At 38.9% G+C, this 21,322-nt stretch carries 22 protein-coding genes; 10 read left to right on the top strand and 12 right to left on the bottom strand.

Annotated elements, in window-relative coordinates:
* Positions 1-58 precede the first annotated feature (58 nt).
* The 3 genes from AB1K81_RS09830 to AB1K81_RS09820 are packed head-to-tail and all read right to left on the bottom strand — an operon-like array spanning position 59 to position 2,884.
* The gene (locus tag AB1K81_RS09830; protein WP_412976483.1) at positions 59-886 is read right to left on the bottom strand and encodes a carbohydrate ABC transporter permease; all 828 of its coding nucleotides are present in this window, start codon (positions 884-886) and stop codon (positions 59-61) included.
* A gap of 15 nt (positions 887-901) precedes the next feature.
* Positions 902-1,795 (bottom strand): carbohydrate ABC transporter permease, encoded by an 894-nt coding sequence (locus tag AB1K81_RS09825; RefSeq protein WP_412976482.1) that lies wholly within the window; start codon positions 1,793-1,795, stop codon positions 902-904.
* A gap of 9 nt (positions 1,796-1,804) precedes the next feature.
* The gene (locus AB1K81_RS09820) at positions 1,805-2,884 is read right to left on the bottom strand and encodes an ABC transporter ATP-binding protein (protein ID WP_412976481.1); all 1,080 of its coding nucleotides are present in this window, start codon (positions 2,882-2,884) and stop codon (positions 1,805-1,807) included.
* A 260-nt stretch (positions 2,885-3,144) separates the two neighbouring features.
* Here AB1K81_RS09820 and AB1K81_RS09815 point away from each other — a divergent pair, with 260 nt between their 5' ends.
* Entirely contained in the window at positions 3,145-3,477 is a 333-nt protein-coding gene (locus tag AB1K81_RS09815) for a zinc ribbon domain-containing protein YjdM (RefSeq protein WP_412976480.1), read from the top strand.
* A 538-nt stretch (positions 3,478-4,015) separates the two neighbouring features.
* Here the strand turns inward: AB1K81_RS09815 and AB1K81_RS09810 are convergent.
* The gene (locus AB1K81_RS09810) at positions 4,016-4,444 is read right to left on the bottom strand and encodes a VOC family protein (protein WP_412976479.1); all 429 of its coding nucleotides are present in this window, start codon (positions 4,442-4,444) and stop codon (positions 4,016-4,018) included.
* 94 nt (positions 4,445-4,538) lie between these two features.
* Here AB1K81_RS09810 and AB1K81_RS09805 point away from each other — a divergent pair, with 94 nt between their 5' ends.
* Positions 4,539-5,183 carry an RNA polymerase sigma factor gene (locus AB1K81_RS09805; RefSeq protein WP_412976478.1) on the top strand — a complete coding sequence of 215 codons (645 nt, stop codon included), beginning with the start codon at positions 4,539-4,541 and terminating at the stop codon, positions 5,181-5,183.
* Between the two features lie 166 nt (positions 5,184-5,349).
* A complete protein-coding gene (locus tag AB1K81_RS09800) occupies positions 5,350-6,876 on the top strand; it encodes a malate:quinone oxidoreductase (RefSeq protein ID WP_412976477.1) in 1,527 nt (508 codons plus the stop codon).
* Between the two features lie 195 nt (positions 6,877-7,071).
* Here AB1K81_RS09800 and AB1K81_RS09795 read toward each other — a convergent pair whose 3' ends face one another.
* On the bottom strand, positions 7,072-7,572 hold the full coding sequence (locus AB1K81_RS09795) for a universal stress protein (protein WP_412976476.1): 501 nt from the start codon (positions 7,570-7,572) through the stop codon (positions 7,072-7,074).
* 213 nt (positions 7,573-7,785) lie between these two features.
* Positions 7,786-8,154 carry a hypothetical protein gene (locus tag AB1K81_RS09790; protein WP_412976475.1) on the bottom strand — a complete coding sequence of 123 codons (369 nt, stop codon included), beginning with the start codon at positions 8,152-8,154 and terminating at the stop codon, positions 7,786-7,788.
* 234 nt (positions 8,155-8,388) lie between these two features.
* Between AB1K81_RS09790 and AB1K81_RS09785 the strand changes: the two genes are divergently transcribed.
* From AB1K81_RS09785 to AB1K81_RS09770, 4 genes are all read left to right on the top strand, one after another.
* Complete coding sequence (locus tag AB1K81_RS09785) at positions 8,389-8,832, top strand: YndM family protein (RefSeq protein WP_412976474.1); 444 nt, start codon at positions 8,389-8,391, stop codon at positions 8,830-8,832.
* Positions 8,833-8,989: 157 nt separating this feature from the next.
* Positions 8,990-9,721, top strand: a complete 732-nt coding sequence (locus AB1K81_RS09780; RefSeq protein ID WP_412976473.1) for a MerR family transcriptional regulator — start codon at positions 8,990-8,992, stop codon at positions 9,719-9,721.
* Positions 9,722-9,744: 23 nt separating this feature from the next.
* Positions 9,745-10,134 carry a hypothetical protein gene (locus AB1K81_RS09775; protein ID WP_412976472.1) on the top strand — a complete coding sequence of 130 codons (390 nt, stop codon included), beginning with the start codon at positions 9,745-9,747 and terminating at the stop codon, positions 10,132-10,134.
* 82 nt (positions 10,135-10,216) lie between these two features.
* On the top strand, positions 10,217-11,200 hold the full coding sequence (locus tag AB1K81_RS09770; protein ID WP_412976471.1) for an aminoglycoside phosphotransferase family protein: 984 nt from the start codon (positions 10,217-10,219) through the stop codon (positions 11,198-11,200).
* A gap of 276 nt (positions 11,201-11,476) precedes the next feature.
* Here AB1K81_RS09770 and nadE read toward each other — a convergent pair whose 3' ends face one another.
* The 3 genes from nadE to AB1K81_RS09755 form a co-directional block, all read right to left on the bottom strand.
* Positions 11,477-12,304 (bottom strand): NAD(+) synthase, encoded by an 828-nt coding sequence (gene nadE / locus AB1K81_RS09765; protein ID WP_412976470.1) that lies wholly within the window; start codon positions 12,302-12,304, stop codon positions 11,477-11,479.
* Between the two features lie 149 nt (positions 12,305-12,453).
* A complete protein-coding gene (locus tag AB1K81_RS09760; RefSeq protein WP_412976469.1) occupies positions 12,454-13,920 on the bottom strand; it encodes a nicotinate phosphoribosyltransferase in 1,467 nt (488 codons plus the stop codon).
* 152 nt (positions 13,921-14,072) lie between these two features.
* Positions 14,073-14,897, bottom strand: coding sequence for a manganese catalase (locus tag AB1K81_RS09755; RefSeq protein ID WP_412976468.1), 825 nt, complete (start codon positions 14,895-14,897; stop codon positions 14,073-14,075).
* A gap of 205 nt (positions 14,898-15,102) precedes the next feature.
* On the opposite strand from AB1K81_RS09755, the gene AB1K81_RS09750 reads away from it, so the two are divergent.
* The gene (locus AB1K81_RS09750; protein WP_412976467.1) at positions 15,103-15,939 is read left to right on the top strand and encodes a manganese catalase; all 837 of its coding nucleotides are present in this window, start codon (positions 15,103-15,105) and stop codon (positions 15,937-15,939) included.
* Positions 15,940-15,983: 44 nt separating this feature from the next.
* Here the strand turns inward: AB1K81_RS09750 and AB1K81_RS09745 are convergent, their stop codons facing one another.
* Positions 15,984-16,691, bottom strand: coding sequence for an N-acetylmuramoyl-L-alanine amidase (locus AB1K81_RS09745; protein ID WP_412976466.1), 708 nt, complete (start codon positions 16,689-16,691; stop codon positions 15,984-15,986).
* Between the two features lie 131 nt (positions 16,692-16,822).
* Between AB1K81_RS09745 and AB1K81_RS09740 the strand changes: the two genes are divergently transcribed.
* Positions 16,823-17,596: a tyrosine-protein phosphatase gene (locus AB1K81_RS09740; protein ID WP_412976465.1), complete on the top strand. Its 774-nt coding sequence runs from the start codon at positions 16,823-16,825 to the stop codon at positions 17,594-17,596.
* A gap of 57 nt (positions 17,597-17,653) precedes the next feature.
* Here AB1K81_RS09740 and AB1K81_RS09735 read toward each other — a convergent pair whose 3' ends face one another.
* Both AB1K81_RS09735 and AB1K81_RS09730 read right to left on the bottom strand, forming a co-directional pair.
* Complete coding sequence (locus AB1K81_RS09735; protein WP_412976464.1) at positions 17,654-19,033, bottom strand: amino acid permease; 1,380 nt, start codon at positions 19,031-19,033, stop codon at positions 17,654-17,656.
* 137 nt (positions 19,034-19,170) lie between these two features.
* A complete protein-coding gene (locus AB1K81_RS09730; RefSeq protein ID WP_412976463.1) occupies positions 19,171-20,382 on the bottom strand; it encodes a PLL family lectin in 1,212 nt (403 codons plus the stop codon).
* Positions 20,383-20,553: 171 nt separating this feature from the next.
* Between AB1K81_RS09730 and AB1K81_RS09725 the strand changes: the two genes are divergently transcribed.
* Complete coding sequence (locus AB1K81_RS09725) at positions 20,554-21,207, top strand: TerC family protein (protein ID WP_412976462.1); 654 nt, start codon at positions 20,554-20,556, stop codon at positions 21,205-21,207.
* The last annotated feature ends 115 nt before the right edge of the window (positions 21,208-21,322 follow it).

Raw genomic sequence — 21,322 nt, 5'->3', positions numbered from 1 at the left:
AGAGTTTGTTTTATATTTTATAAGGGTCATCCCTTGTAAAACCAATTCTGTAAAACTATTAACCTTTAATTCCAGCTTTCGCAACACCTTCAATGATGTATTTCTGTAAAATAATATAAAGAATTATCATTGGTAAAATAATCATCGTGGAAGCTGCCATCAATAATTCGTAAATCGTGCCAGCTTCTGTACTGAAGGAGGTTAGTCCAACAGGTAGTGTTCGCATTTCCTTAGATTGGGTTACAATTAATGGCCATAAAAATGCGTTCCAGCTTCCGATTGCTTTTAAAAGGACAATCGTAATGATTGCTGGTTTTGCTAATGGAACCATGATGGTCCATAGGAAGCGAAAGTCACGGCAGCCATCAATTTTCGCCGCATAAGATAATTCTTTCGGAATCCCGAGGAAGAATTGGCGTAATAAAAATATAGAAAAAATACTAGCTAACCATGGAACAATTAATGCTTCATATTGGTCAATCCAACCTAAATTGGCCAGTGTTACGTAGTTTGGAATGAGAAGCACTTCGCCTGGAACCATCATCGTGCCTAAAAGAATGGCGAATACGACGTCACGCCCCCAGAAGTTAATGCGAGAGAATGCATAGGCTGCAAGTATCGTGGTAAGTACTTCACCAACGGTTGATAGAACGGTAACGATGACACTATTTAGCCCATAACGAAGAAATGGTGCTATCGACCAAGCTTCGGAATAGTTTTCCCATTGAAGGTTTTCCGGGATCCACACGGGTGGCAATGCTGTTACTTCACCAGAAGATTTCAATGAGGTACTAAGCATCCAGATAAAAGGTAATAACATTAATAAACTACCAAGTGTCAAAATTAAATAGATAAACCCTTTAGATAACGCAGCTTTTTTGTTCACCTTTAATCCCCCCCATTAGTAATTCACCCTGCGTTTACCGATGTATAGCTGGACAAGGGTAAAGATGAAGATGATGATAAATAATATATAAGCTGCCGCAGAGGCAATCCCGAATTCCCATTCATTGTAAAATTTCTCATAAATGTAATACACAATTGTCTGGGCGCTATAAGCGGGCCCTGGTTTACCGCCAAATAATGCAAATATCTCGTCAAACACTTTAAAGTTATTAATAATCGCTACTATTGAGACAAAGAAAGTAGTTGGCGATAATAACGGAACCGTAATATGTAAGAATCGTTTAAATGGCTTTGCTCCATCAATTTGAGCTGCTAAGTAATATTGTTTATCAATATTTTGTAAGCCAGCTAAGAAAATAATGATGTTATAGCCTAACCCTTTCCAAATACTCATAATGATAAGTGCGGGCATCGCCCAATTAGGGTCAGTTAACCACTTGATTGGATCAATTCCAAAGATTCCTAGGAAGTAATTCATTAATCCGTACTCCGTATGATAGATCCAACGCCAAACAATTGAAATCGCCACTACAGAAGTTACGAACGGGATGAAGTAAATCGAACGGAACATCCCCCGTAATTTAATATTGGAATTGAGCATAATCGCGATTCCTAATGAAATTAGTATGGAGGCGGGTACTACTCCAAGAACGAAAATGAATGTATTTTTAACAGAGGTCCAAAACTCTTGGTCTTGAAAGATATAAGAAAAATTGTCCCATCCGTACTCATTCACTACATCGTTGAAATAATCGTAATCGGTATAAAAGCTCATTAAAAAAGACTTAATGATTGGATAAATGTTGAAAACACCTAATATAATGAGTGCTGGTAATAAATAAAGAAGAGCTTTTAGCGTACTGGATAATGTTGGTTTTTGGTTCAACATAAGCCCTCCTTATTCATTTTTTAATCCTAGATTCGCTTCCGTATTAGCATCAAATAGGTGGTAACGATTATTTCGGATTGTTAATTCCACTTTATCGCCAGGCTGAATAGTAAATTCTGGGTCAACCAGAGCGCGAATGGAATGACTTCCAATACTTGCGCTAAGTAATGTATCCCGACCGATTCTTTCGACTAATTCTACGTGAGCTGTTAAGAGACGCTCACTATCGTTTTGAGCAATTGCCCAATCTTCTGCCCGTACACCTAATAGTGCATCCACTACAGTAGAGTTATGTAACGAGAGCTTGTTTGCAAAGGATTGATCTGTATCTTTTATCGAAATCGTTCCTTCATTTAGGCTAACTGGAATCATATTGATTGGCGGACTTCCCATGAATTTACCAACGAACGCATTTTCTGGAAAATCATACATATCCTGTGGTGGGCTATATTGCTGATACTTCCCATCTTTCATGAGTAAAATTCTGTCGGAAATGCTCATTGCTTCTTCTTGGTCATGGGTTACGAAAATCGTAGTAATTCCAACCTCCTGTTGAATACGGCGAATTTCCTCCCGCATTTCCAAACGAAGTCTAGCATCTAGGTTTGAAAGTGGCTCATCTAGTAATAATAGATTTGGTTTTTTTACTAGTGCTCGGGCAATAGCGACACGTTGTTGTTGTCCACCTGATAGCTGTTTTGGTTTTCGATCTAATAAATGCTCGATTTGCACGAGCTTGGCCATTTCAATTGCTCGTTCTTCTGCTTCTTGTTTCGATACCTTTGCTATTTTTAATGGGAACATAATATTTTTTAGTACGGATAGATGTGGGTAGAGTGCATAGTTTTGAAAAACCATTCCAATCCCACGGTCCTCCGGTTCCACATCATTCACTAGTTTATCTCCAAAGTATAGTTCACCTGAAGATGGTTTATATAATCCCGCTAACATAAATAATGTTGTACTTTTTCCACAGCCGCTCGGACCAAGAAGACAAACAAGCTCTCCTTCATTGATCGTGACATTTAAATTGTCAACAGCGGTAATATCTTCAAACGTCATTGAGATATTATGAAGCGCTAATTTCAAGCTGTAACCTCCTATAAATACCAAGTCAACTCAACACACTTCATTATAAAGAAGTTGTACTAAGGAAATGTAAAGGAGGTGTAAGAATCATGTAAATTATTAGTAATTTAGATGGATAGACATATAAACATAAAATTGCTTCTAGTTTGCTGAGGCGCTTAATGTTTTATCTGGGGTAACAGCAAGGACATATGGCCCAATTTAGAACAGACAATGGTATAATGGTCAAAAGTTTAACTAACCGATAAGGAGATACTACAATGAATTTACCTAATTGCCCGAAATGTAATTCGGAATATACATACGAGGATGGTGCAATGCTCGTTTGCCCGGAATGTAGTCATGAGTGGATGTTAAATCAAGAAGAAGATAGCGATGAAAATGTCATTAAAGACGCGAATGGCAATGTGTTACAAGATGGGGATACGGTTACCGTTGTGAAAGATTTGAAAGTAAAAGGAAGTTCTTCTGTGTTAAAACAAGGAACAAAAGTGAAAAGCATCCGCTTGGTGGATGGAGACCATAATATTGATTGTAAAATTGATGGATTTGGCGCGATGCAGTTGAAGTCGGAGTTTGTGAAGAAAGTTTAAATTGGATAGAGGCTAGGAAAAAATTATTTTAGTCAATAAAAAGTGAACCCCACCCTTTGATGGCTAAATCAAATTCAGGGTGAGGTTCTTTTCCTAGAAACAGTGTGTTCAGGAGGGAACCCGCCCGAACATCCGTATCATGCTAAACCGGGAATGGTACCAACATTCTCGGTTTTTTATTATTATGACTTATATTATACATAGTACTATGAAATATGTATAATGGACCATTTCCTTACATATTCAGTATTATTTTACCCTTGATTTAATAATTCATAACCTAGCTTTTGAACAATTAAGAGGTCTATGCAAAACAAATTTAATCATATCAAAAGGGACGCCCCTAGAATTCAGATTAAACGATGATTTGCATCTGTTTCTAGGGCATTTTAATTGAGAAGTATTTTTTGGAAGAGATTGCTATTAATGTAATTTAAACCTAATGGAACCTTTTGGTGTACGTAAAAAAGAGTGGCAATCACCTGTTTTGGTGAAACCACTCTTTTTATTTACTGAGTTTTGTCCCGTGCTCTTTTCGCTACTTCACCTTCAAATCATTCTCCTGCATTTTTCTAACGTTATCGGAATGGTAAGGCGAACCTTCCACTTCATTCACGACACTAAACGGATTCCCGTCCGGATCAAAAAAGTCAAAGAACTTCATGCCTCCGAAGTCATCTATTTCACTCGTTACGACACCGTTATTTTTGAAATGTTGATGGGTCGCTTCAATATCGTCAACAACAAAATTATAATAGCTATTCTTTTGACTGCCCGAAATCGTAAACTCAGTCGGCTGTTGAGACTCCACCTGGATTAAAGCGAGCTGCGTAGAGCCGATCGGTAAATAAAATCCAGCTCCTTCTTCCCAACTATCAATTTTTTTCACCCCGAGAAATCTCTCATACCATGCTGTGGACTTTTCGATGTCTGTTACTGGAATAAAAATACTACCTATTTTGAACATAACTCTCCTCCTTCATATGAAATTCCTCCTTATAACGTATATAATAGTCTAAAAGTTACATGATTTAAAAATATTTTTTTAAAAGGTGCAGAAAATGAATATTCCAGATTTAGAATTAATGATTCAGAAGCTATATAAATATTGCCTGAAACTTACTAAGTCCCCTTGGGTAGCGGAGGATATTGTACAGGAAACGATGTTAAAAATTTTTAAGCTAAAAGAAGCAGATCCACATCGAGAATTGACACATTCTTTTCTTTGTACGGTAGCTAGAAACCTTTTTATTGATGAAAAAAGGAAAGAAAAAGCAGGGAATGTGGAGTATGAGGATGTATATGGGGAGGTAGATTCTTCTTTAGAGCTTGATAGTTTAATTGAAATTTTACTTTCGCGATTACCTTTGAAACAATCCATGCTAATTACACTAAAGGATGTATTTGGCTATAGCTCTAGAGAAATCGCTGCGATGCTTCGGGTGAGTAATGAGGTGGTTAAGACAGCACTTCACCGGTCGAGGAAAAAGCTTCAGGCTGCCCCAGAGAATGAGGGGGAATTACCACCTGATGAATTGGTAATTGGCTTAACAGAAGCGATTAAACAATCCGACCCAGTAAGGATTTTTCATTATTACAGGCTGCTTGAAGCGAATCATTTTCGTGTAAGGAGAAGTGCAAAGAGGCCAGTTTATCATGTGATAGACCCGGACGGTAATATACTGGAGGTAGCGGTCGTAGAGTAAAAGGGAGTATTCATATCTCATTAATAGGAATATTTGAAACCACTTTCTTTCAATTAATCTAGGACTATCTTATAATAGTAATGAATAACAATCTTAGATAAACTAGTAATATGGTATAATTAAATAAGAAAAGATTTAGCACTTCTAGAAGATAGGGATGGGGAAAATGAGCAACAATGAAATGAAAACAGATGTTATCTTAATTGGTGCCGGCATCATGAGTGCGACGTTAGGCTCATTACTAAAAGAATTAGCACCAGATTGGGATATTACCGTGATCGAACAACTTGCAAAACCAGGAGAAGAAAGCTCGAACGAATGGAATAATGCAGGAACGGGGCATGCTGCATTATGTGAGTTGAACTATACTCCTGAGAAATCAGATGGATCCATTGATATTAAGAAAGCGATTAATATTAATGAGCAATTCCAGCTCTCTAGACAATTTTGGTCTTATCTTGTGAATAAGGATTTAATTAAGAATCCAAAAGAATTTGTCATGCCACTTCCGCATATGAGTTTAGTTCATGGGGAGAAGGACGTTGAATTTTTGAAGAAGCGATTTGAAGCGCTATCAGAAAGTCCGTTATTTAAAGGAATGGAATTCTCAGATGATCCGGATAAGTTAAAGGAATGGATTCCAGTTATTATGGAAGGCCGAGCGTCTACAGAACCGATAGCGGCAACGAAAATTGATTCGGGTACGGATGTGAACTTTGGAGCATTAACCCGTACATTATTTGACCATTTAAAAGAAAAGAACGTAAAAATTAAATATAAACATAGTGTGAAAAATATGAAGCGTACTAGTGACGGTTCGTGGGAATTAAAAGTAAAAAATCTTGAAAGCGGAACCGTAGAACATCATTCTGCTAAGTTTGTCTTTTTAGGTGCTGGTGGAGGAAGCTTACATTTACTACAGAAGTCCGGCATTCCGGAGGGCAAAGGAATTGGTGGTTTCCCTGTAAGTGGATTGTTCATGGTATGTAATAATCCAGACGTTGTGGAGAAGCATCAAGCAAAAGTGTACGGTAAGGCTAAGGTTGGTGCACCACCAATGTCTGTACCGCATTTAGATACGAGATATATTGATAATAAAAAATCATTACTATTCGGACCGTTTGCAGGATTCTCTCCGAAGTTCTTAAAAACAGGTTCTTACCTTGACTTAATTCGTTCCGTGAAACCGCACAATGTGGTCAATATGATCGGAGCGGGAGTTAAGAACTTTTCATTAACGAAATACTTAATTCAGCAAGTTTTATTAACAAAAGAAAAGCGTATGGAAGAATTACGTGAATTTATCCCAGAAGCAAGAAGTGAAGATTGGGATATGGTCGTTGCTGGACAACGTGTACAAGTGATTAAAGAAACAGAATCAGGTGGTAAGGGAACGCTTCAGTTTGGTACCGAAGTAGTAAGTGCTGCAGATGGCTCAATTGCTGCTTTATTAGGAGCATCACCAGGAGCTTCAACAGCAGTACACGTCATGCTAGAAGTACTATCCAAATGCTTCCCAGACCAAATGCAAAGCTGGGAACCAAAGATTAAAGAAATGATCCCATCATACGGACTTTCTCTAACCGAAAACCCAGAACTAGCAGAAAAAATCCTACAAAACACAGCCCAAACACTCCACCTAAATGGAACAGAGGTTGGGACAGGGGGACAGGTTCCTCGTCCCAGAGATTAATGGTCCAAGTTTGGGACAGGGGGACAGGTCCACTGTCCCAGAGCTTTATATAGTTTACGATCAAGATGCTCTGTAGATTCTGATGTCTGCAGAGCATTTTTTATGAAGGAGAAGAGTACAGATAGTATTTTGATAAGTTATGATTATAGAGACATGAGTTGGGTAGTGGGACACCGAACCTGTCCCCCTGTCCCACTATTTCACAACGAGTACTGGTGAGCTTGCCTCGGTTAATACTTTTTTGCTTACGCTCCCCATAACAAGCTTTTTAATTCCACTAAGTCCTCGATTACCCATGATAATAAGATCTGCATCTTTTTCCTCTGCAAATTCAATAATTTTTTCAGCTGGTTTCCCTGATAATATCTCGTAATCTACTTCGGTAAGCTTTGATAGTCTCATAGAGGCGTCATCAATAACTTTATCAGCACTATCATCTTGCAACGGTGTATTATTCATCTCGCTCGGTGTTCCTTCATGATGTGGTGGAAGTGCTCCAATATGTGGATGGTAAAGCTGTACGCCATCCCCCGTCACAACACCGGGAGTAACAGTAGTATCAAGGGATGGTTCATGTACAACAACTACTGTTAACTTCGCACCACTTAGTTTAGTTATATGTTCTGCAGTCTGTAACGCTCGGACACTGTATTTAGATCCGTCAAATGCTAGCACAATCTGTTTAAAACCTTCCATATTTTCCACTCCTAACTGTGAGTTTTATGGTGAAGGGTTTACTTTTTATATTCACGTTCTGAGCAGTTGCTAAACTTAAATACATGTTAAGGAAAAGTAACAGGGGTGTTACAAGGGGGAGATTATAAAAAAGTAAAAGAATGAATGAAAGAGTGCCATCGCTCGAAAAAAAACCATAATTTCTCATGGAATTATGGTTTTTTCCTTAATATGTTAACTAAATGTATTTCCACCACTTTGATTTTGTGCGGATTGTTGATTTTGCTGTCTAACTTCCTCAGCGTTTGTTCCAGAAAACCCTGGTTGTAATGCAGAGTGTGCACCTGTAGCAGTATTAGCACTTGCGCCAGTTGAAGCTTGGAAGCTTTGCTCTGTTTGGCTTACTTGCTGATACTGTTGAATTAACTGCTGAATTTGGTCTAATTTTTGAGCGGCACTTTGTTCTAGACCTGCCATTTGTTGTTGTGCACTAGAATCTACTTGTCCTTGCTGAAGCTGCTGGGCATTCTGTGTTTCTTGTTGTGCTAGCTGATTTGCGATTTGTGTAATTTGACTAAGAATTTGATTGGCATTATGTGTCATCATCAATCTCCTTTCTATGTGATATATATAATTTGCCTTTTATTTTCCTCTTTATCCTGCATTTTTGAAATTAGCATCATAACTATAACTAACAATATAAAACATACATCCGAGATACGTATTTATACGGATGTTAAAAAGAATAATATGCTGTTAAAATGTGCAATCTAAAATGAAGCAATACAATGGAAATTTGGCAGTTCTAAACTATAAAACGTTTAAAGGTGGAAAAACATGAAACATGTAAAAGCGCTATTAATAAAATTTGTAGGCTCTCTTATTCTTCTTTATTTAATTCTCGGTCTCATCTATGGAATGGATTTTGGAGAGGTGTTCCTTTTATCATTAGTATTAGGTGTTGCCGCATATGTAATTGGGGATTTGTTAATACTACCGAGAACGAATAATACCATTGCAACAATAGCGGATTTTGGATTAGCGTGGGCTATCATTTATTGGTTCACAGACACAATGACTCCTGCAGATAACCCGATTATCGCTTCACTAATTGCTGCCATAGCAGTAGGCATCTTTGAAGCATTTTTCCACAGCTACCTAGCAAATCACGTATTACCTAATGAAGATAAAGGTACTGTGGAAAAACCAAGAAATTACCAATACCAAACCGAATTCTCCGAAGAACTAACAGAAGAAGACGACCACAAATTCTGGGATTAAACTGGACCTGCCTACCTGTCCCACCAAGCAATCAAGATCAACTAAGATTTTGATTGCTTTTTCATTTGATAAAAAATCTAATTATTTCGAAATTCATTCTTGAACCACACGTAACGTGTTGTTTTATACTTAAGAAAAGGGGTGGGAGGGTGATGTTATGTACACCATTGGAACATTATCAAAACATACTGGGGTAACAGTAAGAACATTAGGTTATTACGATGAAATTGGGTTGGTAAAACCTTCATCAAGAACCAGTGGTGGCCATCGGTTATATAGTGAGGATGACGTCATGCGATTAGAGCGTGTTCTGGCATTGAAATATATGGGCTTTTCGTTGGAAAAGATTAAAGATATCTTGAAGAGCTCCACATTAAATTGGCAGGAGTCCATCCACCAACAATTAGACATGGTTAGACAGGAACAAGAACGGTTAAAGATGTTAGAACAAGCACTGCTTGGGGTATCATACTCCATTGTTTTTGAAGAAGAAATTAGTTGGCCTATTATTTACAGTATTATTCAATTTTACCACCAAGACCCAGATGAAATCCTACAGCAATATAACAACATCTTAAATAAAGATGAGATTAAAAAGATTGTAGATGTGAATGCACAAATGACTGAGGAAGATGTTCACGAATGGATGGGAGCTATTTACGATATTAAAAAATACCGTGATATTGACCCGAGTTCGGAATTGGCTATAAAGCTTGCCAGGCGTTGGTTAAATCAGGCTGAAAAGATGTTTGGGAATGACCAAGAGCTACTTGGGAGCTTGTGGGAGTCCTTGCAAAATTTAGATGAAAGTATTGCTTTTTACCCGATGGATAAAGAGGTTGTTGAATTTTTAAAACGTGTCTCAAAAGCACATGAGGAGTTCAAGTAAAATACTTGTTTAGGAGGAGTTATATGGAATTGGATACGATCCACATATTAACCATCATTGTCGCAACTATGTTTGCACTAGTTGCTGTGTTTCAGATGTTGCTTTTACTAGGTTACCCGTTAGGCGAGTTTGCTATGGGTGGGTATTACAAAGTTTTACCGGTAAAATTACGTATTATAAGTGGAATAAATGGGTTAATTCTTTTGATGATGGGTGTTATTTTTCTACAACATACAAATGTCATAAATTGGATGAACTTCATCTCTACAAATCTATTAGTCTGGATTATCACCATTTTTCTCGGTTTGAATACTATTGCAAATGTATTATCTCGAAGTAAAAAGGAACGATTGGTAATGACACCACTTTCAGGTATCACATTTATCCTATGTTTAATAATCGTTTTAACATAACGTATTCCGTAAGAAGGATAACCAGTCATCGATGTGGAATGATTAGTTTAAATAGAATGAATTAGGACGGAGAGGTATTCCTATGGACAATAATCAAGTACATGCTGCATGGCTATATCCCGATTTTGATGATCGAGCTAATAAGTGGATACAAACTGTTATCAAGGAATCTGGAGATAGCATAGTAGGTAGAATAGAGGACGTGAAAAAAACAGATCTCAGTCTTATTAAGCGAATCCCGACTGCTGAAGGGGATCTGTACTTTAAAGCAAGTAACCAATCGTCTGCTCATGAGGCAATATTAACAAAGCATATTTCCGCTTTGTCACCTGAAAACTCTGTTACCACCGTGGCCGTTCATAAGACGAATGGCTGGCTATTGATGAAAGATATAGACGGAGAATCATTACGTCGTTTGCCGAATGAAAAGCTATGGAAACGAGCTCTGCAGGAATATGCAGAATTACAGGTTTCACAGATTCAACACGTAAACGAACTACTTTCTATTGGTGTTCCTGATAGGCGGATGCCCACTCTTAAAAGAGAAATAGAGGAGAATTTAGAAGATATGTGTGCGACAGGTCTTTCAGCGAAAGAAACAGAACGAGTAATGGCACTTCAGCCAGAGTTATTAGCTATGTGTGATGAATTAGATGCCATTATCCCTGACTCCATCGAGCATGGTGACCTACATTCAAATAATATCAGATTAGTAGATAATCGGATTGTCTTTTTTGATTGGGGAGATGCCACCGTGTCTCATCCGTTTTTCAGCACCCGTATATTTTGGCATGCATTAGACGAATTAATCGATGATCAATCAAAGTGGTTAAGTATGGTAGAAGCGTTTCGACCATATTATTTAAAGCCATGGGCAGAGTATGTACCGATGGAACAGTTAGTGAAAGCATCACGTATTTCAGATGAACTTGCTTGTGTACAACGGGCTCTAAGCTGGCATGTATATATGACGCCCCACAGGGAAAAGAAAGAGGAGTCCTTTAATCGACCTGCGCAATGGCTGCGATTGTTACTGGAACATCGCTCCTTAGTAGGGAAAATGTAAGAGATTGCGCGTGTCAGTTCCCTTTTTGAGGTCCCACGGCTCCAAAAGGGACTAGATAACGCCATTCTGTTCCCTTTTAAAGAAAAAGTCTCCTGAAAAGGTAATAGATAGCGCTTATCAGTTCCCTTACTGAGGTCCCAGGTTCAAAAAAGGAAATAGATAGTACCATTCAGTTCCTTTCTGAGACTATACAACCGAAAAAGCGACCCATATATAACGATCAACATCAAAAAGAGCACTGGATCACCATCCAATGCTCTCTATCCACTAAACGTTTTACTTCCACCAATCGTCCGCAATTGTCACGGCAGGATTTCGCTTATGTCTCGTTTTCAAATACCATTCTTCAATCTTGTTTTTACTACTTTCTACAACTTCTTTTCCTTCTAAATAATTATCGATTTCTTCATAGGTTACCCCTAGCGCAACCTCGTCTGGTAGTGCTGGCTTATCGTCTTCTAAATCAGCAGTTGGCTTTTTCATGTAAAGGTGTTCTGGGCATCCTAATTCTTTTAACAACATCTTCCCTTGACGCTTATTCAACCCATATAATGGAATCAAGTCACAAGCGCCATCCCCATGCTTGGTGAAAAATCCGGTAACAGCTTCACTCGCATGGTCTGTACCTAGTACTAATAAATTATGACTTCCACCAATACTATATTGAACCTTCATTCGCTCGCGAGCTTTTTCATTCCCTTTAAGGAAATCACTGATTGCAACACCAGCTTCTTCTAAAGACGCGACACTAGCATCGACAGCATTTTTAATATTGACGGTAATTACTTTACTAGGTTTCACAAAATCTATCGCATCTTGACAATCCTCTTCATCAAATTGCACTCCATACGGAAGGCGGACGCCAATAAACTGATAGCTTGCTTCTCCAGCTTCCTCGTTTAGTTCATTAATCGCAGTTTGCGCTAACTTAGAGGTCAAAGTAGAATCTTGTCCACCTGACATACCAAGAACATATCCTTTAGCAAAGCTATTCTTTACTAGATATTCCTTTAGAAAATCAACACGTTTTCTAATCTCTTCCTTCGGATCAATGGTAGGCTTTACACCCAATTCAGTAATTATGACTTCTTGTAAAGTGCTCATTTGTTTCCCCTCTTTCGGTAAAATTTTCCTTGCTATTATTATAACAACATATTTGCATACATTAGCGAAGTTTGTCCTCATTAGAAAAATTCCGATAGCATATCATTCTAACGGAAGCAATTTCTAGTTTAAAACAAGACTGACCTTGCCTATACTTGCTTTTCCGCAAGTTCTTCAATTTTCTCCCGCGTACTTTCTATCTTTTTCATTTTAGTCTCCCAAGTTTTCGTGCTTAAGTCAACTGGATACTCTTCTGGATTGATAGTTCGTTTATATTCATCCCATAATAAATCAAGTTGCTGCTCAGAATAAGCTTGAATTTCTTCTAAGCTCGGTGCTTGATAGACTAATTTTCCGTCTTGGAAAATATCATGATGTAGATTAATTGCTTTAAAATCAGTTACAAATTTACTAATGTACGTGTGAATCGGGTGGAACATTTTTATTTTTTTCTCCTGATTCGGATCTTCATCCTCTAACGTAATGTAATCTCCTTCAGAGCGATGATTGTTTGTGTTTATAATCCGATACACTTTTTTCATACCAGGTGTTGTCACTTTTTCTGGATTTGCGGAAATCTTAATGGTATTCTCCATTTTCCCGTTTTCATTTTCAATTGCTACGAGTTTGTAAACAGCTCCTAATGCTGGTTGGTCGTAAGCGGTTATTAATTTCGTTCCGACACCATAAACATCGATTTGAGCACCTTGGGCTTGGAGACTTTGAATAGTGGATTCATCTAAATCACTTGATGCGTAAATTTTTGCATCTTTAAAGCCAGCTTCGTCTAACAGCTTTCTAGCTTTTTTAGAAAGATAAGCTAAATCTCCGCTATCTAGGCGAATGCCGAGGAAGTTAATCTTATCCCCGAATTCCCTAGCAACGCGAATCGCATTTGGAACTCCTGATTTTAACGTATCATATGTATCAACTAGGAAGACGCAATCTTTATGCCGTTCGGCGTATTTTTTAAAAGCAATATATTCATCCTGGTACGCTTGCACCATGGAGTGGGCATGGGTGCCTTTTACGGGGATGCCGAATAATTTCCCTGCCCGAACATTACTTGTTGCGTGAAATCCGCCGATAAATGCGGCGCGTGTGCCCCAAAGCGCTGCATCCATTTCCTGTGCTCTTCGTGTGCCAAATTCCATTAAAATTTGGCCATTGGCAACTTGTTTTATCCGCGATGCTTTTGTCGCGATTAATGTTTGGTAGTTAATGATGTTTAAAAGTGCCGTTTCAAGTAGTTGGGCCTCGGCTAAGTTAGCTTCAACGCGAATTAATGGTTCATTGCAAAAAACAACTTCACCTTCCTGCATGGACTTGATAGAGCCGGTAAAGGTAAGACCTTTTAAGTAGTCTAAGAAGTCTTCTTGATAACCTAATTCTCGCAAATATTTCAAATCACTATCACTAAATGTAAAGTTCTGTATAAAGTCGATTGCCTTTTCTAAGCCGGCAAAAATCGCATATCCGTTACCAAAGGGTAGCTTCCGAAAATATAAATCAAACACAGCTCGGCGATTATGAACGTTATCCGCCCAATACGTTTCCGCCATATTGATTTGATATAAATCGGTGTGAAGCATAAAACTATCATCAGTAAAGTGCATCAACATTCCCTCCTTCATGGGACGCAGGTGGTGGGATAGGTTCTTTGTCCCACTTTAATTATAGTCAAAGGAGATAAAATAGGAAATTAGCATGTATTTCATTAGAGGTAGCCTCCCAATGAAATACATGCTAATTAGAAAATAGTAGATTGTTAAGGAGCTAGTGGTGGTGTTCCGTGAATATATCCAGGCGCTGGATTTAAAACGGGGATTTGCCCCATAGCTTTTGGTTCACTAATATATTCGAATTGAGCTTGCCCATCCATACTTGGACCACTTGCCCAGCGACCTGCTTTACTTTCCTCCCCTTGGGAGAAGTTCATGAACGAGTAGGAAACCTCTTGTTTCTCAAACTCTTGATTAAAAGTAGCAGGAACAATTGCCTTTTGGTTTTGTTCAAGTTCCTCGATGGCAGCCATCCATTGATTCTGGTGCATCGTATCACGAGCAATAAGGAAGGATAACATATCCCGTACCCCTTTGTCATCGGTCATTTCATAAAGGCGGACGACTTGTAATCTCCCTTGTGACTCCGCGTTTAAGTTAGCACGAAAATCGGCCAGCAAATTCCCACTTGCTATCGTATAACGAGAATTCCAAGGATACCCTTCACTATCATCAGGTCTTGCTCCTAGACCAGAAACAATAGCGTGTTGTGGATTCATGCCTCCCATTACAGCACCTATTATTGGATCTTTTGCCGCGTTTTCCTGTTCCTCAACAGGGGCATTGTCCAATAATTGTGCAATCATCGTTGCTAACATCTCTACATGTGCAATTTCCTCTGTACCGATATCTAATAGCATGTCACGATATTTTTGATTACCGCGACAGTTCCAGCCCTGGAACAGGTATTGCATCATGACCGATATTTCTCCAAATTGTCCCCCTAACACTTCTTGTAACTTCTTAGCATACACAGGATCTGGACGATCGGGCTTTGCGTTATATTGAAGTTCTTTAATATGGTAGAACATATGAATCACTCCTTTATATAGGTTTAGAGTTATTATGTTCTATTTGAACAAGGTTATTCTATAAATTTCCTTGTATAAAAACGTTAAAATAAATATCTCTTAGTAAAAAAATTGAAAAATGTGAGGAAGACATACTATATTTGCCCATTTCTTTCATAGAATGATTAGGAATGAATTGCATTAAAGTAGAGAAAGGAATGGTTTGATGTTTTATCACATCAAAGAGATGCAATATAATGCAAAACCAAGTTGTCCAGATCCTCAGTATGCAAGGAAACTTCAAGAGATTCTAGGTGGGCAATTCGGTGAGATATCGGTCATGATGCAATACTTATTCCAAGGGTGGAATTGTCGTGGAGAAGAAAAGTATAGAGATATGCTTTTTGATATTGGAACAGAAGAAATGGCCCATGTAGAGATGCTTGCAACGATGATAGCTAGATTGCTAGATGGGGCACCTGCCTCAGCTCAAGAGGAAGCAGCGAAAGACCCCGTTATAGAAGCGGCACTTGGAGGGATGAATCCACAACATATCATCGTTTCAGGTCTTGGAGCAACACCAACAGATAGCGTCGGATATCCTTGGAATTCCCGTTATACCATAGCAAGTGGAAACTTGCTGGCTGACTTCCGCGCAAACTTGAATGCAGAATCACAAGGGAGACTTCAAGCAGTACGTTTATATGAGCTTGCGGATGACCCAGGTGTAAAGGATATGCTTTCTTTCTTAATTGCCCGTGACACGATGCACCAGAATCAATGGTTAGCAGCCATCGCGGAATTAGAAGCGCAAGATGGTAAAGTAGTTCCGGCTACATTCCCACGCAAACTAGAGAAACAAGAATTTGCTTATAAGTTTATGAATTTCTCAAGAGGAGAAGCAAGTAAAACAGGTCGCTGGGCTAGTGGCCCAAGTATGGATGGATGCAGTACATTCCAATATGTCGCCCAACCTGTACCACATGGTGGGAAAGTCGGCCAAACGTTAGCACCACCTTCCATTCATGATACGATGCCTGGACCAAAGCCAAACCTTTGCTAATGTAAATAATTGGAAACACTCGCTAACCAATTGGCGAGTGTTTTTTAACGCAGTTCTTCCATTTTTTCTCGAACTAATGGGTAAAAATATGCCTCAGCTGCCTTTGTAGAATTTCCACCAAAAAAATTCGTTCCAGGGCAACTCTTCACTTCATTGCTCTTGGCATGATCTAGTACTCTTTCCTTCGTTTTAAAGTGCCACCAATGATGGTATGTAATCGTATCAATGGAAGGTTCTAAGTTAAATTTCAAGCTGAGTAAGGCTGTTACAAATAGAATCGAATCCTTTTGTTCCTCTGTCATCTCATCTTGCCCACTATCAAAGTTCCCGACGTTTTCAATGGCAATCCCATACATGTTTGCTTTTGGACCAATCGAACCTTCTGGTGCCATGTTAAGTGGTCTGGAAACTGCTATCTTCCCATCTGGAAAAGTGGTGATATTTTGGGCGATATTACGCCACCCCATCGTTTTCATATGGTGATGTTGCATACTAGTTAACATCTGAAAATGATTATCTCCATGAAAATGCTTATAGGAAGGCTTCCAAGTGTGGTGATGTTGAATGACACGAATTTCCCTAGTAATTTGCTGATTGGATAGCCATTCCTTAAATTCCTCTTTTGTCATTAAAATATGCTGCCCATGCTTGTTCAGGTTTAATGTGTCACTTTCTTTGCCTACAGCATTTAACTCTATTGGCAACAGGATAATGATACTAGCTAACAAAATGAAACCCACTATTCGTTTCATGGACTAAATTCCCTTCTTGTCTAAACTACATCCTTCTTAGTTTGGTATGCCTGATAGAATTTATTCTTAAACAAATCTAAAAGCTTTTCTTGTATAATAGAATACAGTATCAAGGGAAATGGGGAGATTGGATGAAAGATATTTTACAAGAGATAAAAGTAGAAGGGACTTTTAATTTCCGTGAGCTAGGCGGGTATGAAACAGCTTCCGGATGCCGTGTGAAAAAAGGAACACTATTTCGCTCGGGTAATTTAAGTAGATTAACAGAAGAAGGCATCGAAGTTTTCAAAGGATTAGGGGTTAAAAATATATGTGATTTACGGGATCTTGATGAAGTGACGAAGCACCCAGATCCGGAAATGGAAGGGGTTCAGTGGCATCACATTTCATTAATTCAAGATGAAGAAGTAGTACGCCAACCAGGAGATCTAAATCATTTTGAACATAAGCTACTGAATAGTAAGCCTGGTGAAATGCTCATGTCGTTAAATCGGAAATTAGTTTCCAATACTAAAGGGTTCCGGAAAATTTTTCAAGTATTACTAGACTCCCCGGGAGAACCAATGCTTTTCCACTGTATGGCGGGAAAAGATAGAACAGGCTCATTTGCTGCATTACTACTTAGTTTACTAGAAGTACCTCGTGAAATAATAGAAGAAGATTACTTAATGACGAATAACGTGTTAGACGAAATAGAGGCAGGATTTGAAGCAATCGGACATACACTACCAGATGTGATTGATAAAGAGATAGTAGCGGCATTATATGAAGCACGAATTGAATATATTCGTGAATTATTTAATGAAATCGAGTATCAATACGACACTGTGGATTCTTACTTAAGAAATGGAATTGGGTTAACAGAGAAAGAGATTGAATTAATAAAGGAATATTATTTAGAATAGAAAGATATAAAAAACCCCACCCTAGTTCATGTGCAACAAAAGGGTGAGGTTTATTTTTTATTCCTTATTCATCAAACTATGTCTTTTCCCATACCCGAAATAAATCACCAAACCGATGAAGAACCATATCGCCGATGCGACTATCGTCTGACCAGAGAGTTGTGTCATTAAAAAGATACACAACACAAACGATAAAATCGGAATGACAGGGAATAGTGGTACCTTAAATCCGCCAGCTGGTATTGTAGGGTTTCTTCGCAAAAACAAAATGCCAATGGAAACGATCGTGAAAGCAAGTAGCGTTCCCATATTCGCCATTTCTGCGAGTTTCGAAAGTGGGATAAACCCGGCACAAAAAGCAACCACACTAGCAAAAATCCACGTACTCAACACTGGAATATTACTATTATTTAACTTACTCATCTTTTTCGGTAACAACTGATCTCGACCAAGGGCGAAAAGAAGTCGTGTTCCGCCGTAAAGTAGTACTAGAATAACCGTAATCATCCCAGCAATTGCTCCGAGGGAAATGAACCCAGCAATCCAATCTTGATTCACCATGGACATGGCAAAGCTAACCGGGTCACTAACATTCAGATTTGTATAAGAAACCATTCCAGTTAATACAAGTGAAACGGCAATATATAACCCAGTACAAACAAGTAACGAACCAATAATTCCAATCGGCATATTTTTTTGTGGATTCTTTACTTCCTCGGCAGCAGACGATACTGCATCAAAGCCTAAGTAAGCAAAGAATACAAGAGCAGCACCAGAGAAAACGCCACTCCAACCATAGGGCATAAATGGCTGCCAGTTTTCCGGACGAACATAGAACACGCCGACTACAATAAATAGTAAAATAACGCCAACTTTTACAAATACCATGATTCTATTCAGACGAGCAGATTCCTTCATTCCATATGTTAATAAGAATGCTAAAGCAAAAACAATAATAACGGCTGGTAGATTAATAAATGTACCTTCCTGTGGATTAAAAGGGCCAGTCATAGCAGTAGGGATCGTAATATGGAATCCTTCTAAAAGGGATACAAAGTAAGCAGACCAACCTGTTGCAACTGAAGCACCAGCAAGTCCATATTCTAGCACTAGAGCCCAGGCAACAATCCAAGCAACAATCTCACCAAATACCGTATAGCTATACGTATAAGCACTTCCCGTAACCGGTACGGAAGATGCGAACTCGGAATAACACATCGCGGCAAACGAGCACACAATAGCTGCAATAATAAACGAATAAATAATAGCAGGACCAGCATGTAATGCAGCTACCGTACCAGGAAGGATGAAAATTCCCGTTCCAATAATTGCCCCAACACCAAGCATGATTAAATCAAATCCGCCAAGAGTCCGGTTTAGTTTAACGCCTTTAGTTTCTAATAAGTCATGGATGTTTTTCTTTTTCAGTCTATTCACATTAAACCCTCTTTTTTACTATTTTATAAGAATCTATTGTATTACATAAAAGAAAGGGGCACAAATCTTTTTTTAGATAAGTACCCCTTTTTTATTTATATATCCTTCGTGCAGCAAATTTCTATAACCTTTCTTAGTTATCTTCCCCAATAAGAATGAATCAATGCTTGATTTTGCCCTCTTGCAAAGACATCAATTCGATTCGGTCCCCAGGAAACAGCTGCAGGGGCAGAGTTCAAGTTGCCGCCTAGGTTTTGCCAGTCATCCCATCGAGAGCCGTTCCACGTTCTCTTATATAGTCGGTTACCAGTACCACGGACAAACACATCTAATTGGTTTGCACGGCGTGAAGATACGGCCGGTGCGCTAGTAAGTGTGCCGCCAAGACTTTCCCAATTGCTCCATTGGGTACCGTTCCACCATCTGTGAATTAGATCATTGTTTTGTCCTCCTGCAAAGACATCAATACGGTTTGGTCCCCATGAGACTGCTGCAGGCTCCGAGTTTAAGTTTCCACCAAGATCTTCCCAGTCCTCCCATCGAGAACCGTTCCATGTCCGTTTATATAGTCGATTACCAGTACCGCGAACAAACACATCTAACTGATTGGCACGACGAGAAGAAACGGCTGGTCCACTAGTGAGCGTGCCCCCAAGGCTCTCCCAATCACTCCATCTTGTGCCATCCCACCATTTATGATAAAGCGCATTATCGGTTCCTCTTACAAATACATCAATACGGTTCGGTCCCCAAGAAACTGCAGCAGGTGCGCTCGTTAAGGTTCCGCCAAGGTTTTCCCAATCATTCCATCTCGAACCGTCCCACCATTTATGGTACAACGCATTATCCGTTCCTCGGGCAAACACATCTAAGCGATTTGGAGCCCATGATGAAACAGCTGGTGCGGATGTAATAGTACCACCTAAGTCTTCCCAGCTAGACCATCCTTGACCAGGACTAGGAGTAGGACCGCCACCAGCAATTTGATCTAATGTAACTTGAATCACTCTTCGCATCACTTGGTCCGCAACATTTTGTGGTACATTTGCTTGCCTAAAAAGGACGTTGAACCAAGGAACCTGTCTTTGGAATTGGTTATAGATTTGCGCTGCTGTTTGATTCGTATTAGCTTGATTTAAAGTATAGTTCACCATGAAGAAAAAGACATATTCCACAACTTGACGATTCATCCCGGCATTTGTTAGCTGTGTATAGAGATTATTATGCTGGGAACGAATCGTTTGTAAAACTTGCTGGACAGTGGGTTGCTGCCTCATATCTGTGTATAAAGGTTGCCCGTAATATTGAACAGGTACAAACTGTGGAAAGTAATACTGGTAATAAAACATGTGCATTCCTCCGCTTTTTAACTAGAATATGCAAAGGGTTCTAACCTTGAGCGTAACTTTTAGCCCATTTCTATGAGGAGAAAATTTGTAATGATGTATACGACTAGGACATACATATAATTATCTAGTACTTTAGGACAAGTAGATTTACTGAAGGGGTGAGGTTCTCTTTTGGAGTTTTTAGAGCCTTTATTAAAAATATTATTGATCAATTTAGTACTTAGTGGTGATAATGCGATTGTCATTGCGATGGCTAGTCGTAATTTAAGGGGGGATTTGAAGAAAAAGGCGATTGTTTGGGGAACGTTCGGAGCAGTACTTTTCCGGCTCATTTTTACCGTAATCGTCATGTACTTACTAAATCTACCATTCATCCATTTAGTAGGAGGACTTTTACTACTAATAGTTGCGTATAAACTTCTCGTTGCTAAAGAAAGCGAGGAAAGCTCGGTTAGAGTAGGGAACTCTTTGAAGGAAGCAATCGCAATCATTATTTTAGCCGATTTACTGATGAGCTTAGATAATGTGCTAGGAATTGTCGCTGTTTCAGATGGCAATATGATGCTCGTTTTCGTTGGGGTCATCTTGAGCATTCCGATTATGCTCTATGCCAGCCAGTTTATTTTGCGTTTGATGGAAAATTTTCCTGTTGTCGTGTACTTTGGTGCTGGGTTACTTGCTTGGACAGCTGGGGAAATGATGATAAAAGAAGAATTTATCCAACAAAATATTCCTTCAGGTACATCGATGGAAACCGTTCTATTAATGGGAATAATTGTTGCCACATTAGCAATAGGTGGTTACCAAAGGAAGTACCGTTCATAACAAACTTGGCTCTCCCATTTGTAGTGGGCTCGAGCCTTTTTATATCTAATGGTAAAAAAAGGATTTTCAAATGTTTTACAGAATATAAACAAGGTAGGAGTTTCAAATAATGGAG

It is taken from the genome of Ornithinibacillus jepli (genome assembly GCF_047228935.1).
Taxonomy (GTDB): Bacteria; Bacillota; Bacilli; order Bacillales; family Amphibacillaceae; genus Ornithinibacillus.
Note: the sequence above shows the minus strand (reverse complement) of the source record. Positions and strands in the feature narration are given on the sequence as shown.